The sequence below is a fragment of the Streptococcus sp. k-378 genome (assembly GCF_013277505.1).
GTDB lineage: Bacteria > Bacillota > Bacilli > Lactobacillales > Streptococcaceae > Streptococcus > Streptococcus pseudopneumoniae.
Window position 1 is genome coordinate 1 of sequence record NZ_VMNC01000027.1, and the last position, 16075, is coordinate 16075.

The window sequence follows — 16075 nt, forward strand, 5'->3', positions numbered from 1 at the left end:
GTTTACTTGCTTCATAATTCATAGAACTATTCTACCATATTTTGTTTCGCAGGAAGTCTATTATCAAAAGGTGTTGATATATGGGCTGTTTCAAGATTACTAAGGCATAAAGATATACAACAAATTATTCAAACTTACGGACATACTCTAAAAGAGGGTTATTGATAAATAGTATAGGAAGAGCCTTAAAATAAGGTTTTTTCTATTTATCGATTCCAGCAGGGGGTATGTAATTAGATACTATAGTAGATTGAAACTAGAATAGTGTATCTGGACTTCTAAAACATTACTAGAAATTGATTTGTCCTATTCCTATTTCATTTTACTATAAAAACCGCTCAACTGAGCGGTTTTCGTCTATTCATACCCTCTTACAGTACCCATGTTCGGATGGCATGGGCAACACCGGATTCGTCATTTGTTTTAGTGATGTATTTGGCGATTTTTTTGATTTCTGGATTTCCATTTTCCATGACAACGGGGTTCCCAACGACTTCCAGCATGGCACGGTCATTTTCTTCGTCACCGATAGCCATGGTTTGATCTTTGGTCAATCCGAGTTTTTCAGCTAGGTGAGTGATGGCTGAACCCTTGTCTACATTCTTTTTAAGGAGTTCGAGGTAGAAAGGAGCAGACTTGTTGATAGAGTAGAGCTCGTAAAATTCTGCTGGTATCTTTTCAATTGCAGCATCGAGAATCTCAGGCTCATCGATGAACATACACTTGACGATTTCCTTGTCAGCCATTTCTTCAGGTGTGCGGTAGAAGATAGGCATGTTGACGAGGGTTGATTCGTGCACAGTGTATGTTCCGATATTGCGATTGGCAGTATAGATACCGTCTTTAGTAATAGCGTGCATGTGGACACCGAGCTTACGACTGAGAAATTCCATATCTAGATAATCCTCATAGGTCAAGGATTCGCTGATAATCTCATGTCCTGTAGCAGTTTCTTGGACAAGGGCACCGTTGAAGGTCACAACATAGTCACCCTCGTCTCTCAACTGCAAGTCGTCTAGAAGTTTGGCAACGCCTGCGATAGGGCGGCCTGTTGCAATCACGACTTTGACACCAGCTTCTTTGGTATCTTGGATAGCAGAAAAAACTTCAGGAGTGATTTCCTTTTGGCTGTTGACTAGGGTTCCGTCAATATCGACGGCGATAAGTTTAATACTCATAAAATTCCTCTTCTAGTTTTTATTTGGGGTAAAATGATCGTTCTCAATCAAGTGTAAAAATTGCTGGGTAATGCTAGCAAAGATGCTGTTTTGGTCCAACATTTCTTTTGGAAAATAAAAGCGATTATCTCCGTGGCGACTGCCAGCAAGGGATTGGACGATAGGAGACAGGCTAGAGAGTTCGGCTAGTTCTCCATTTTTTTGTAAAATCTCAATCTGTGTCCGTGGGTTTTCAGATTCGGGACGATAGATATCATAAGGGAGGTCAAAGTTCTTATGAATGGCAGTGTAGTAGTCGGGATCAAAGCCGATATCCTCAACCAATTTTCTCATGCTAGCGAGTTGGTCTTGGTCCTCTTGTGAAAAGGTAATGGATTTAAAGACCTTGCGGTTGACAAAGCGTTGCGATAAATCTGCAAGAATCTTGTCAGGACTGGTCATCCAAAGCTGGAAGTAGGTATTCATCACGCCATCATCCAGAGCCAGATAGTCAGTCAAGGTCACATTTTTTTCGAAGAAAGGCAGGAGGTGTGGAGAAGTTCGGGCAAAGAAATCCTTGTCCTCAGGATAGAGTTCCTTAGCACGTTTGAGAAGATTCTGTAGGAGAACTTCCATAGCGCGTGTTGCTGGGTGGAAATAAACCTGCATGTACATCTGGTAACGGCTAAGGACATAGTCTTCGATGGCATGCATGCCATTGCGCTGAAAGGCAATACCGTTTTCGACAGGACGAATGACTCGGAGAATTCGAGTCAGGTCAAATTCCCCATAGGATGCTCCTGTAAAATAGGAGTCACGCAAGAGATAGTCCATGCGGTCTGCATCAATCTGGCTAGAAATGAGTTGTACGACCTGCTTGTTAGAATAGGTATGGTCGATGACACTGGCAACCTTTTCTGGGAAATCAGGCGCCACTTGTAGCAGGACTTGGTGAATCTCCGTTTCAGGACTTTGGATGATTTCCTGAGTAATGGCCTCATGATCTGTATCAAAGAGATGTTCAAAAGTATGGGAGTAGGCACCATGCCCAAGGTCATGTAGGAGGGCCGCGGTCATGGTCAAGAGAGACTCGGCAGGATTCCATTCTTCAGGATATTTTTCTTCAAAAATCTCCGTGATGCGACGAGCAATCTCATAGACTCCAAGACAATGGGAGAAGCGACTGTGTTCTCCACCGTGGAAGGTATAACTGGAAGTTCCCAGTTGCTTAATACGGCGCAAACGTTGAAATTCTTTTGTATTAATCAAGTCATAGATGATTTGATTATTGACATGGATGTAGTTGTGAACAGGGTCACGGAATACTTTTTCGTTCATATGACCATTATAGCAAAATCCTGCTCTTTTTGGTAAAATAGTAGGACAAGAGACAAGAAAGAGGACCTGATGTGAAGATTCGGATGCGAAATACGATTCAGTTTGATGAGCAGTTGGAAGTGATTGACCAGCTCTATGACGTTGAAGTGCATGAAAAGGGAGATTATAGCTACCTGCTTTTTTATAATGAGGAAAAGGAAAAAGTAGTGATTAAATTTCATGGTCAAGAGCTGGTGATGAGCCGTTTTTCCAATCCCAAGACCACTATGCGCTTTCTAAAGGATAGTGATAGTTTAGCCTATATCCCTACACCTATGGGCATGCAGGAGTTTATCATCCAAACGAGCCATTATCAAGTAGATGGGCAAAAGATTGAACTAGACTATCAACTGCAAAACCAAGAGGGACATCCCTTTGCCAGCTATCAATTGGAAATTACTTGGGGCTAGTCTCATGTCTTTTTCAAATTTAGCTAGCTATCTTCTCGGATTGGCTTCCTAATGTGGTAGATTAGGCTATTTTTTGGTATAATAAAAGTTATGGAAATTGAAAAAACCAATCGTATGAATGCGCTCTTTGAATTTTATGCGGCGCTTTTGACAGATAAGCAAATGAATTATATCGAGCTCTACTACGCTGATGATTACAGCCTTGCTGAGATTGCCGAGGAGTTTGGTGTCAGTCGTCAGGCTGTCTATGATAATATCAAGCGGACAGAAAAGATTCTGGAAGATTATGAGATGAAATTGCACATGTACTCGGACTACATTGTCCGCAGTCAGATTTTTGATCAGATTTTGGAGCGCTATCCCAAGGATGACTTTCTGCAGGAGCAGATAGAAATTTTAACAAGCATTGATAATAGAGAATAAGAGGAAGAAAAATGGCATTTGAAAGTTTAACAGAACGTTTGCAGAACGTCTTTAAAAATTTACGTAAAAAAGGAAAAATCTCTGAATCTGATGTCCAAGAGGCAACCAAAGAAATTCGCTTGGCCTTGCTCGAGGCCGACGTTGCCTTGCCTGTTGTAAAGGACTTTATCAAGAAAGTTCGTGAGCGTGCAGTCGGGCATGAGGTCATTGATACCCTTAATCCTGCGCAACAGATTATTAAAATCGTTGATGAGGAACTGACAGCCGTTTTAGGTTCTGATACGGCGGAAATTATCAAGTCACCTAAGATTCCAACCATCATCATGATGGTTGGTTTACAAGGGGCTGGTAAAACAACCTTTGCTGGTAAATTGGCCAACAAACTCAAGAAAGAAGAAAATGCTCGTCCTTTGATGATTGCGGCGGATATTTATCGTCCAGCTGCCATTGACCAGCTTAAGACCTTGGGACAACAGATTGATGTGCCTGTCTTTGCACTTGGAACAGAAGTACCAGCTGTTGAGATTGTACGTCAAGGTTTGGAGCAAGCCCAAACTAATCATAACGACTATGTCTTGATTGATACTGCGGGTCGTTTGCAGATTGATGAGCTTTTGATGAACGAGCTTCGTGACGTAAAAGCACTGGCTCAACCAAATGAAATTCTCCTCGTGGTTGATGCCATGATTGGTCAAGAAGCGGCCAATGTTGCGCGTGAGTTTAATGCTCAGTTGGAAGTGACTGGGGTTATCCTTACCAAGATTGACGGCGATACTCGTGGTGGTGCGGCTCTATCTGTTCGTCACATTACTGGAAAACCAATCAAGTTTACTGGTACAGGTGAAAAGATTACGGACATTGAAACCTTCCACCCAGACCGCATGTCTAGCCGTATCCTTGGCATGGGGGATATGCTCACTTTGATTGAAAAAGCTTCTCAAGAATACGATGAGCAAAAAGCTCTTGAAATGGCTGAGAAGATGCGCGAAAACACCTTTGATTTTAATGATTTCATCGATCAGTTGGATCAGGTACAAAACATGGGGCCAATGGAAGACTTGCTCAAGATGATTCCAGGTATGGCTAACAATCCAGCCCTTCAAAACATGAAGGTAGATGAGCGTCAGATTGCTCGTAAACGTGCCATTGTGTCTTCCATGACACCTGAAGAACGTGAAAACCCAGATTTGCTAAATCCAAGCCGTCGACGTCGTATCGCAGCTGGTTCTGGGAATACATTTGTCGAAGTTAATAAATTCATTAAAGACTTTAACCAGGCTAAACAACTCATGCAGGGTGTTATGTCTGGAGATATGAACAAAATGATGAAGCAAATGGGAATCAATCCAAACAACCTTCCTAAAAATATGCCAAATATGGGAGGAATGGATATGTCTGCCCTTGAAGGAATGATGGGACAAGGCGGTATGCCTGACCTGTCAGCTCTCGGAGGAGCAGGAATGCCAGATATGAGCCAAATGTTTGGTGGCGGACTCAAAGGTAAAATCGGTGAATTTGCCATGAAACAGTCCATGAAACGCATGGCGAATAAAATGAAAAAAGCGAAGAAGAAACGCAAGTAAGACGAAGGAAGGCCGCAGAGCTTTCCTTTTTTATACTCTTCGAAAATCTCTTCAAACCACGTCAACGTCGCCTTACCGTAGCAACCTCAAAACAGTGTTTTGAGCAGCATACGGCTAGCTTCCTCTTTGATTTTCATTGAGTATTAGAAAGAAGAAAAAAAGTCTATTTTGAATTTGCAAAGAATGATATAATAGTAGAAATAGTCTAACAAGGAGGAATTATGGAAATTGATAATCGATCAATTCGTCTTGGAGATGAGTTAAAGAAAGAATTGAAATCAGAGAGCCGAGTCAAGATTGCAGCAGCAACCTTTTCTATGTTTGCTTATCAGCAGTTGAAAGAGGAATTGGAGAATATAGAAGAGTTAAAATTTATTTTTACAAATCCGACTTTTATAACAGATGAAACCAAAACAGATTTCCGTGAATATACGATACCCAAAAAAGAACGGGAACAATCGATCTTTGGTGGCAAGTATGAACTGAAATTGATGAATGAGCTGACCCAAAAAGCGATTGCTCGTGAATGTGCTGATTGGATCCGAAGAAAAGCGCAATTCAAATCGATTAATATTGAAACAGATGAAATGCCAAATGGTATTCGAATTGAAAATTCGGATGATGTAGTGGCAGTAGATCGTTTGAAAAACTTTGATCGCAAAGAATTAGGATATGAAGCTTCTCTATTTAAAACGAGTAGAAACCTCTATCATGCACCACTTAGTTTAAATTATTTAGATGAATTTGATAATCTTTGGGAAGAAGATGATTATTTTCGTGATGTTACAGAAGAGTTTTTGGAGAATTTAAACCTAGCTCATAAAGAACATTCTCCTGAGTTCGTTTACTATGTGATGCTATATAATTTATTCAATGAATTTTTAGAAGATATAAATGAAGACTTTTTACCCAATGAAGGGGTTGGCTATAAAGAAAGTAAAATTTGGGGGCTGTTATATGATTTCCAAAAGGATGCAGTAAAATCGATCATTTCTAAATTAGAAAAATTTAATGGATGTATTCTAGCGGATTCGGTTGGTCTAGGGAAGACTTATACAGCTTTAGCGGTCATGACTTATTATGCTTATCGAGGAAAACGTATTTTAGTACTTTGTCCTAAAAAGTTAGAAAATAACTGGAATATGTATCGTCATGATTATGTAAATAATCCAATTTATGATAGACATTTGCTTTATGACGTGCTTTATCATACAGATCTTAGTAGAGATAAAGGACACTCTAATGGAATTGATCTGTCCTTAAATAATTGGCATACTTATGATTTGGTTGTTATTGATGAGTCCCATAATTTTAGAAATGGAGGCTCTAGCGAAAATGACTTATCCGAGGGAAGAGAAAATCGATACAGCCGTTTAATGAATCGCATCATAAAGTCTGGTGTTCCTACAAAGGTACTCATGCTATCAGCCACACCTGTTAATAATCGCTTTAATGATTTGAAAAATCAAATTGCTTTAGCCTATGAGGGAGATACGGATCAAATTGATAGTAAATTAGAAACAAAATCATCTATAAACGATATTTTCAGAAATGCTCAATCTGCTTATAATAAGTGGGCTGATCTACCTGCAGAAGAGAGAACAACAGATAAATTGCTATCTACATTAGATTTTGATTTCTTTAAAGTACTAGATAGTGTAACGATAGCCAGAAGTAGAAAACATATTCGCGAATTTTATGATAGAGAAGCTATTGGAGAATTTCCGCAGCGCTTAAAACCTCTTAATTTTGAACCTGATTTAACGGTTTCAAATCTCGGAATTACCTATAAAAAATTATATCACTTACTTGATAAACTACAGTTGACTATCTATCAACCATCAATACATATTTACCCATCAAAGAGAGCTAAATACGATAAAAGTAAAGAAGGAAAAATGGGGAATTTAACTCAGTTTGGTCGTGAGTCTGGTATCAAAAAACTGATGATGATTAACCTGCTTAAACGTTTAGAAAGTTCTGTTGCAGCTTTTCGATATACTTTAATAGATGTTGTTAAAGATTATGTAGAAAAGACCTTAAAGGCTATCGAGGAATATGAATTGACAGGCTTGGATCATTTATCTCTTGATTCTCATCTTGATGAAGATGATTTTGATTTGGAAGATAGTAATTTCGAGTTCTCTATTGGTAAGAAAAATCGTATTGCTTTACAAGATATGGATTATCGTAGTTGGAAGGTCGAGTTAGAACAAGATTTTGCAGTATTGATAGAGCTAGAAGATCTAATCAGTAAAATAACGCCACAAGAAGACCAAAAACTGCAGACTCTTTTTACCTTGATAGATGAGAAGCTAACAAATCCAATCAATGCTGGTAATAAAAAGTTGATTATTTTCTCTGCATTTGCGACAACAACCAACTACCTTTATAAACATATTAGCCAGTATGTCTTGGATAAGTATGGTCTTTACACTGCTCAGATTTCAGGTACAAAGGGTTTTGCAACAACTTTGGAAACTAAAAATAAAGACCTCAATTCTTTATTAACTTATTTTTCTCCTAAATCAAAATCTCGTGATGTTCTGTTTCCTGGTGATGAGAGTGAGATTGATCTTTTAATTGCAACAGATGTGATTTCCGAAGGTCAAAACTTGCAAGACGCAGATATGATGGTTAATTACGATATCCACTGGAATCCCGTCCGTATTGTTCAACGATTTGGTCGAGTGGATCGAATTGGTAGTCAAAATAAATACATTCAATTGGTTAACTTTTGGCCAAATCTTGAGTTAGATGAGTATATCGATCTTAAGTCTAGGGTTGAATCGAGGATGAAGATTTCTGTTTTGACTTCAACAGCAGATGATAATGTTTTATCTAGTGAAGAAATAGAGGATAATAATTATCGAAGAAAACAATTAGAACGTCTTAGAGATGAAGTGGTTGATTTAGAAGAGATGAATGATGGTATTTCCATTATGGATTTGGGATTAGAAGATTATCGCATAGACCTTCTTAAGTATTTGGAAGAACATCCTGAGTTAGAAAAAGTTCCAAGAGGCTTGCAAGCTATTTTACCTGCCTCCAATAAAGAATCAGAAGGTGTCATTTTTGTCCTAAAAAATAAAGAACAGATAAAAGGAAAAAATAATCAAAATCAGCTTCATCCATATTATATCCTCTACATCAATAGAAATGGAGAACTACTGTTATCTCCGTCTGAAAGTAAGAAAATATTGGAGCACCTCAGTAGCATTTGTCGGGGTCAAAGTAAACCGTTGAGTCATGTGGTAGACAAGTTCAATCGTCAAACAAAAGATGGTAAAGAAATGGTTGTTTATTCGGAATTGCTTCAAGAGGCAATCGATCAACTAATGGAACATGATCAGATCTCAACGATGGATGCCCTATTTAACTTTGGATCTGTTGACTTGATGAATACCAGCATTGAGGGAATGGATGATTTTGAGTTAATTTGTTTCTTTATATTGATGAAAGGAGATTCTGATGATTAGATTTCCATCCTATACAGCTTTATCAAAACCTCACCTTCTATATCGGCCTCATAAAAAGGGTAATAGTGATTTTTTTGATAATCTTAATGTTTCTGTAAAAGAAAAGAAAGATTTAAGAGAACAGATTAGAGCAATTCAAATTACTCATCAGATTGATACAGGTACCACTAATATTCCTGCTGGAAAAATAGTGAAGCAAATCCTGGTTTTAGAAATAGAACTCGAACAAATGGATGTTTCCTTAACTTTATTAGAACAGCTAGATATAAGATTAGGGATTTACACAGCCTTTGTATTAAAATATCCACAAGGTAGAGAAGAACTTCTTATTCATTATAAAGAGCCTTTAAGTCAAGAAAAGGATGGTAAGCACTTTAAGATTGTCCGTCGCTTTCAGACGCATGATGATGTAAGCATTGACTTTGAGGGAAATGATTTAGATGATGTTTATGAGAGTCTTGTAAAAGAAACTGGTAAGAAAGAATTACAAGTTTTAGAAGCAAGTAATCTTAGAAGCTCTATTGAACTCAGTGACCAATTAGATAAATTAGATAAGAAGGCACAACAGCTAAAGAAAAAGATGTATGCTGAAAAATCAATGAGAAAACAAATGGAAATAAAAAGAGACTATCAGGCTACATTGAAAGAAATAGAAGATTTAAAGAAGCAAAATTGATTGTAAATTTTGACAAAGGAAAATCAGAAATTGAGATTAGAGAACTCTTTTGATTTCAACCCCTATTTTTGATAGAATGAAGCTGTAATGTATTAAAAATGAAGTATTACAAAGATAGGATAAGCCAACTTAATTTTTTATAAAATTAAAATTACAAAAGCTTGACAAAGCTAAGAAAGGATACTACCATGAGCACAGCACAGCACAGCACAGCACAGCACAGCACAGCACAGCACAGCACAGCACAGCACAGCACAGCACAGCACAGCACACAGGTGAAAACTCTGGACTTGAGAAATTAACTCTCACTTCAAAAGATGTTTTTACAGATAATATTTCAAAAATTGGTCAACTTTTTCCTGAAGTTCTGACGGAAAAGAGGGATGAATACGGCAAATTACGTCCTGCGATTGACTTTGAGAAACTTAAACAGTTTTTATCAGAGGAAATTGTGGATGGTCGAGAATCCTATGAGTTTACTTGGGTTGGAAAGCGTGAAGCTATTGCAGAAGCTGGGCGACCAACTACCAAAACCCTAAGACCAGATCTTGATGAAAGTGTTGACTTTGAAAACAGTGAAAATGTCTTTATTACTGGAGATAATTTAGAAGTCTTGAAAATCTTACAAGAATCCTATCTAGGAAAAATCGATATGATTTATATCGATCCACCCTATAATACAGGGAAAGACTTTGTATATTCTGATAAGTTCCAAAAAACAGATGAAGAGCTGAAAGAAGAGATGGAACTTTTGGATGAAGAAGGACGCCAGGTCATTGGACTCACAAAAAATGAAAAAAGTTCGGCCCGTTATCACTCAGACTGGCTCAATATGATGTATCCACGCCTGCGCTTAGCAAGAAATCTCCTCAAAGATTCAGGTGTTATCTTTATCTCTATTGATGATAATGAACAAGCTAATCTGAAAGCTATTTGTGATGAGATATTTGGGGAAGAGAATTTTGTAGCAACTTTTGTTAGAAGAACTATAAATTCAGGAAAACAAGACTCAACTACCGCTTCGGTTTATCATGAATACTTATTAACGTATTCCAAAAACTTTGATAATTTGACGCTCAATAGAAGAGAAAAAAGTGAGAAGGAACGATTAAAATTATATCCTTTAGAAGACGAGTTTATAAATTCTAGAGGTAGATACTATATCTCACAATTAGACAAGGGGAGCCTTCAATACTCAGATAGTCTGAATTATCCTATAACTGCACCAGATGGGACTGAAATTTGGCCAGGTGAAGGTTTTCATGATAAAAGTAAAATATTCAGATGGTCTAAAGAAAAAGTTAAATGGGGATTAGAAAATGATTATTTAGTTTTTAAAAAACAAGGTGAACGATGGAAAGTATATGCTAAATCTTATGAATATCGTGATAATAATGATAATCCTGTAGTTCCTTCAAATCCTTATACAACGTTGGACTATATTACTAAAGAATTTTCAAATTTTAATGCAACTCCTGAACTTAATAAAGTATTTGAAAATAAGAAGTTTTTTGATTTTCCTAAACCAGTACTATTTGTAAAAGACTTGCTTAAATATTCTAGTAAGCAAGATTCTGTAATTCTCGACTTCTTCGGTGGTTCTGGTACTACAGCTGATGCAGTCATGCAACTGAATGCTGAAGATGGTGGAAATCGTAAGTTTATCCTGTGTACGTTGGATGAGGAAGTAGCTGATAAGTCTGTTGCTAAAGAAGCAGGTTATGAAACTATTGACCAGATTTCTCGGGAGCGGATTCGTCGTGCTGCTGCAAAGATTCAGGAGGAGCATCCAGAGTTGGTTGGCAAGCAGGACTTTGGTTTTAAAGCTTATAAGTTAGATTCTTCTAACTTTAAGGATGTTTCAGCTAGACCGGATCAATTTATTCAAGGAGAACTCTTTGATAGTGTATCCAATATCAAGGAAGGACGTACTGGCCTCGACTTACTTTTCCAAGTGATGCTGACATGGGGTATGGAACTGTCACTAACCATTGATTTGGAGAAAGTAGCAGGAGCAGAAATCTATGATGTAGATCAAGGCTCACTCATGGCTTGTTTTGAAGATGAAATATCAGAAGAAGTTATCCGTCACATCGCTCAAGCACAACCACTCCGTGCTGTTTTCCGTGATAGCTCATTTGCCAATTCAGCAGATAAGATTAACGTAAGTGAAATCTTCAAAGAATTGTCACCACATACGAAAGTGAAGGTGGTGTAATGTGAGCGAAATTCTTGATTTTAAAGATAGAGATATAGACTATGAGATTAACTTAAAATGCAATTCGATAGATATTGTGCGTTCAGCTAGGATTAATACGAGTAAAAGATTGTACGAATATGCTGAAAAATGGGAATTGATCTTTTTAGCAATGAGTATAATGTCAACGGGTTTATTAGTGTATTCGTTAATAAAACCTGAAAATAAAGATAGATTAGCTTTATCTGCTTTGTTTTCCATATACTCTTTACTTGTCCAGAATTTTGTTGTAAAGTTGAATTATAATGAGAGAGCTTTGAAACTACACTATCATCAGTTAGAATTAGAAGACTTTTTACTTGAATTAAAATCAATTATTTTCCAAAAATCACTTAGTGATGATGAAAAAATTAATAAGTATCAACAGATAATGTCAAGGTATCAAATTAGTTTACGGGGAAATGAAAATCATTCATATTATGATCACAAGTGTGCTAAAAAGTATCAGGTGAGAAAATATGGTCAAGGAGATTCGCAATCTGATAAGGAATCTAAAGTAATAGATGAGACAAGTGAAGATGATAAGAAAAAGTGTTGGCTGAAAAATGCCTTTATTTATATTGAGAAATTTATCAAGAGACATGATTTTAGTTGGAATAAAATCATTATTTGGTTTCAATATTTATTGATTCCATTAGTTCTTATCTGGTATTTGGTTTTATCTTAAAAGTAATAAATTATAAAGAAGAAAATAAATTATGAAACTACAATTTAAAAAACAACAATTCCAGTTGGATGCGGTTAGTGCCATTGCGGATTTATTTCAAGGACAAGCTAAACATACTGGAGTTCGGTATATGGCGGATCCAGGTCGTCTCAAGTCAGATGAGGTAGATTTAGTTTTAGATGCTTATCGAAATGCACCGATTCAATTGAGTCAAGCAAGTATACGAGAAAATGTTCATGCCATGCAAACTCGTTATGGTTTGCGTCCTTCTGATAAACTATCGATTGATATGATTGCTGGACGAGAAGCATATAATTTTTCAATAGAGATGGAGACGGGAACAGGGAAGACCTATACTTACATCCGTACAATTATGGAGTTAAATAAACGGTATGGCTGGCTTAAATTTGTCATTGTCGTTCCAAGTGTAGCCATTCGTGAAGGGGTTCTCAAGTCATTACAAATTATGTCAAGCCACTTTCAGATGGAGTATGGCAAACAACCACGCTATTTTGTCTACGATTCTTCACGTTTAGGTGATTTGGATAGTTTTACCAATTCGTCAGACCTTCAAATTATGGTCATCAACTCTCAAGCCTTTAATGCAAAAGGCAAAGATGCGCGACGGATTCATTCTGAACAGGAAAGTTTCCGTTGGCGTCGTCCAATTGACGTCTTGGCAGCTATGAATCCGATTATGATTATTGATGAACCTCAGTCTGTTGAAGGGAAACAGACAAAGGAAAGACTAAAAGATTTCAAGCCATTGTTTACATTACGTTATTCGGCTACCCATAAGGAAAAGCATGATATGGTTTATAGATTGGATGCCATGGATGCTTACAATCAAAAATTAGTGAAGAAGATTGCAGTTAAGGCTATTGAGCAAACTGAGACGACCGGGACACAAGGATATCTATATCTACAAGAAATCATTCCACAAAAAACAGGAGCCCCCAAAGCAAAAGTTGAGTTTGAAGTAAAAACGCAGTCAGGTGTCAAACGGAAATTGAAGGTAGTGGATGAACCCTTTGATTTGTATGCTGAATCGGGGAATTTATCTGCTTATAAAGGAATGACCCTTAGTCACTTTGATGCAAGAGAGAACAAACTTCAAGTTGGTGTGACGCAAGAACTTCATGTCGGTGAAGTGATAGGGGAAGTGGATGAGTCTAGCATCAGAAGAATTCAAATCCGAGAGACTATAAAAAGTCATCTCGAAAAAGAAAGTAAACTGTACAATCGAAGAATTAAAGTATTATCCCTATTTTTCATCGATGAAGTGGCTAAGTATAAGCAATATGATGAACATAATGATGCCTATAATGGTGAATATGCTCAGATTTTTGAAGAGGAATACCGAAATCAAGTAAACCAGTTTATCCAAACACAGGAACCAACTCCTTATCGTCGATATTTGGAGGCTAATCTTGAGGGAAATTCAGTTCATGCCGGTTACTTTTCGGTAGATAAAGTGAAGAAGTCAGATAAGACCATTTTTGTGGACTATAAATCTGCCAGTGAAAAGAAAAATAATTTTTCAAATGACATTGATGCCTATGACTTGATTATGAAGGACAAGGAGCGTTTATTGAGCTTTGAAGAGCCAGTTCGTTTCCTCTTTTCTCACTCAGCTCTAAAAGAGGGATGGGATAACCCAAATGTCTTTCAAATCTGTACGCTGAAGCAATCTTCAGCAGAGACTCGTAAACGTCAAGAAATTGGTCGTGGTATGCGTTTGGCAGTTGACCAAAATGGAATTCGTCAGGATTTTGAACTTTTAGGAACTGACGTTCATGAAATCAATAAACTGACAGTAATTGCAAATGAAAGTTATGATCAATTTGCTCGGAGTCTACAAGAAGAAATCAAAGAACTTTTAGCAGATCGTCCTGCAAAAGTGGATGTTGCTCTCTTTACGAATAAAGTTCTAACGAATCAAGAAGGACAAACAAGACGTATTACCAAGGAACAAGCAGATTCGATTCACTTTAATTTGATCCGACAAGGCTATATAGACCGTGAAGGACAATTAACCACAGAATATTTTACTGCAAAAGAAAATCATCAGTTACAACTGTCTGAAACACTAGCAGGTTATGAGGATAAGCTGGTAGAGATATTGGAGAGCGTTTATCATGCTGGACAGTATGAAATTGAAAATGCCAATAATGCGGTAATTCAATTCTCAAATGAGGTCAATCAAGAAAATATTGCCCGAAAAGAATTTTTAAATCTCTGGAAGCAAATCAATCGTAAGACGAGTTATCAAGTAGAGTTTGATGATGCGGAATTAGTAAAACATTCGGTTGACTATATCAATGAGAAATTAGTCGTTAGCAAACCAAGCTTCCAAATAACTCAGGCAAGCGCTACTGAGATGAGTAAGGAAGAAGGCCTCCATCTGACAGTGGCTGAAAATGATCGTCAGCAAGAATATCTAACTGGTTCGCAGATTATGACCAAATATGATTTACTAGGGGAGATTGCTGAGCAGACTGGTTTAACTCGTAAATTGGTTGCGGAAATATTAAGTAAAATCTATGTCTACCAATTTGACAAGTTTAAACAGAATCCAGAGGAGTTTATTCTTAAGGTTTCAAAACTCATTAATGAACAAAAAGCAAGTCAAATTATCAAGCATATTCAGTATAATGTGTTAAATGAAGAGTATGATATGGACTTGTTTTATGACAATCCTGAAACTGCTAACAGGTCAGATGATCACTTACTTGAATCCAAAAAAGGGATTTACAATTTTGTAAAAATTGATTCAAATACGGAGAAGGCCTTTAAAGAATCTTTGGAACAATACGAGGATGTTCGTGTTTATGTGAAGTTACCAGGGAAGTTCAGTATTGCGACTCCACTTGGAAACTATAATCCTGACTGGGCAATCGCCTTCCGTGAAGGTAGTGTCAAACATATCTATTTTGTTGCTGAAACGAAAGGCTCTATGTCTAGTCTTCAATTAAAACAAGCTGAGCAAGCAAAAATTGCATGTGCGCGTGCTCACTTTAAAGCTTTGGCACAAGCTGGATTAATTAATGATCAGCACATCTATGATGTGGTTTCAAGTTACGAGGAATTATTAAATATTGTAAGATAGGGAGGTAAAAGAAATGGAATTTATTGTATATCGTAAGGGAAGAGAAGTAGCTGTTTTTCAACGTAGGAGTGATGCAGAGAGATATGTGCACTCTAGAACTGGATTTTTTGGTGAACCAGATGCTTACTATCAGATTGAACAAAGAGGTTGTTATTTGACAGAAGCAGCTGTAACTTACAAGGGATTGGCAGATGACTGTGATGAATTGATGACTTTGCGAAAATTCAGGGATTCTTATCTAGCTTTTAAAGATGGTGGTCAGGAGGAAATTGAATCCTACTATAAGATGGCTCCTCAGATTGTTGCCAAGTTAGAAGAACATTCAAATCGTGAGGAAATACTAGAGTCTATCTGGTCAGGACTTGTCTTACCTTGTGTTTCCTTGATTAAAATAGGAGAGAATCAAACTTGCCATCAATTGTATAAAACATATACACTAGAATTGTCTCAAAAAGTGGTCCAATAAAACGAGTAGAGTATAGGAAAAGAGTTCGGGTCCTCGCTAACTTGTATAGTGAAGAGACCCCCTATTCTATTTATATCCCCAATACCAAAACAAACGTGTCAAACTAATCACTAATAGAACATACTTGGAAGATTTTGAATGGAATGAGGAAGATACAAAGGAAGCCAATTTCTCTAGCTGGCTTGATGAAATGGTAGGATTGTAAGGGGGGATTTTTACCCCTTGGGTTTTAAGAGTATATATAATTAAGATAAACTAAAAAGACTAACACAAAAAAAGAAAGTAGAGAAAAGAAAATGAAGTTATTAAAGGGTTTGGGCTTTGCCTTGGTATTGTTTTACATGGTTATATTTATTGGAGTAAACTTTGTGACTGTTGGGGTTGATAATGATAAAAAAGAAGAAACAACAAAAGAGATACAAAGGTATGAATTGTTAGACTAGACTAAAATAAAAAAGCATTATATAATAG

12 protein-coding genes are annotated in these 16075 nt (G+C 37.1%); 10 read left to right on the top strand and 2 right to left on the bottom strand.

Going from position 1 to position 16075, the window contains the following annotated elements:
• Positions 1-371: 371 nt before the first annotated feature.
• Both yidA and HT719_RS03330 read right to left on the bottom strand, forming a co-directional pair.
• Positions 372-1178, bottom strand: a complete 807-nt coding sequence (gene yidA / locus HT719_RS03325; RefSeq protein WP_172928230.1) for a sugar-phosphatase — start codon at positions 1176-1178, stop codon at positions 372-374.
• Between the two features lie 12 nt (positions 1179-1190).
• Complete coding sequence (locus HT719_RS03330; RefSeq protein WP_172928232.1) at positions 1191-2495, bottom strand: HD domain-containing protein; 1305 nt, start codon at positions 2493-2495, stop codon at positions 1191-1193.
• A 71-nt stretch (positions 2496-2566) separates the two neighbouring features.
• Between HT719_RS03330 and HT719_RS03335 the strand changes: the two genes are divergently transcribed.
• The 10 genes from HT719_RS03335 (at position 2567) to HT719_RS03380 (ending at position 16047) form a co-directional block, all read left to right on the top strand.
• Entirely contained in the window at positions 2567-2944 is a 378-nt protein-coding gene (locus tag HT719_RS03335; protein ID WP_023936117.1) for a DUF1934 domain-containing protein, read from the top strand.
• A 90-nt stretch (positions 2945-3034) separates the two neighbouring features.
• Positions 3035-3367: a putative DNA-binding protein gene (locus HT719_RS03340; protein ID WP_000402066.1), complete on the top strand. Its 333-nt coding sequence runs from the start codon at positions 3035-3037 to the stop codon at positions 3365-3367.
• A gap of 11 nt (positions 3368-3378) precedes the next feature.
• Positions 3379-4950 carry a signal recognition particle protein gene (gene ffh / locus HT719_RS03345; protein WP_000863628.1) on the top strand — a complete coding sequence of 524 codons (1572 nt, stop codon included), beginning with the start codon at positions 3379-3381 and terminating at the stop codon, positions 4948-4950.
• 221 nt (positions 4951-5171) lie between these two features.
• Positions 5172-8429 carry a helicase-related protein gene (locus HT719_RS03350; protein ID WP_172928234.1) on the top strand — a complete coding sequence of 1086 codons (3258 nt, stop codon included), beginning with the start codon at positions 5172-5174 and terminating at the stop codon, positions 8427-8429.
• A complete protein-coding gene (locus tag HT719_RS03355; protein WP_172928236.1) occupies positions 8422-9105 on the top strand; it encodes a DUF4391 domain-containing protein in 684 nt (227 codons plus the stop codon). Before HT719_RS03350 ends, HT719_RS03355 begins: the two co-directional genes overlap by 8 nt.
• Positions 9106-9556: 451 nt before the next feature.
• Entirely contained in the window at positions 9557-11323 is a 1767-nt protein-coding gene (locus HT719_RS03360; RefSeq protein WP_172928238.1) for a DNA methyltransferase, read from the top strand.
• 1 nt (position 11324) lies between these two features.
• Entirely contained in the window at positions 11325-12029 is a 705-nt protein-coding gene (locus HT719_RS03365; RefSeq protein ID WP_001289777.1) for an SLATT domain-containing protein, read from the top strand.
• 31 nt (positions 12030-12060) lie between these two features.
• On the top strand, positions 12061-15138 hold the full coding sequence (locus HT719_RS03370) for a DEAD/DEAH box helicase family protein (RefSeq protein ID WP_172928240.1): 3078 nt from the start codon (positions 12061-12063) through the stop codon (positions 15136-15138).
• 13 nt (positions 15139-15151) lie between these two features.
• A complete protein-coding gene (locus HT719_RS03375; RefSeq protein ID WP_050223616.1) occupies positions 15152-15604 on the top strand; it encodes a CFI-box-CTERM domain-containing protein in 453 nt (150 codons plus the stop codon).
• 296 nt (positions 15605-15900) lie between these two features.
• Positions 15901-16047 carry a hypothetical protein gene (locus HT719_RS03380; RefSeq protein WP_000770987.1) on the top strand — a complete coding sequence of 49 codons (147 nt, stop codon included), beginning with the start codon at positions 15901-15903 and terminating at the stop codon, positions 16045-16047.
• Positions 16048-16075: the final 28 nt, after the last annotated feature.

Coding starts and splice junctions, on each gene's coding strand:
- yidA (WP_172928230.1), bottom strand. CDS start 1,178: ATGAGTATTAAACTTATCGCCGTCGATATTGACGGAACCCTAGTCAAC.
- HT719_RS03330 (WP_172928232.1), bottom strand. CDS start 2,495: ATGAACGAAAAAGTATTCCGTGACCCTGTTCACAACTACATCCATGTC.
- HT719_RS03340 (WP_000402066.1), top strand. CDS start 3,035: ATGGAAATTGAAAAAACCAATCGTATGAATGCGCTCTTTGAATTTTAT.
- ffh (WP_000863628.1), top strand. CDS start 3,379: ATGGCATTTGAAAGTTTAACAGAACGTTTGCAGAACGTCTTTAAAAAT.
- HT719_RS03350 (WP_172928234.1), top strand. CDS start 5,172: ATGGAAATTGATAATCGATCAATTCGTCTTGGAGATGAGTTAAAGAAA.
- HT719_RS03355 (WP_172928236.1), top strand. CDS start 8,422: ATGATTAGATTTCCATCCTATACAGCTTTATCAAAACCTCACCTTCTA.
- HT719_RS03370 (WP_172928240.1), top strand. CDS start 12,061: ATGAAACTACAATTTAAAAAACAACAATTCCAGTTGGATGCGGTTAGT.
- HT719_RS03375 (WP_050223616.1), top strand. CDS start 15,152: ATGGAATTTATTGTATATCGTAAGGGAAGAGAAGTAGCTGTTTTTCAA.
- HT719_RS03380 (WP_000770987.1), top strand. CDS start 15,901: ATGAAGTTATTAAAGGGTTTGGGCTTTGCCTTGGTATTGTTTTACATG.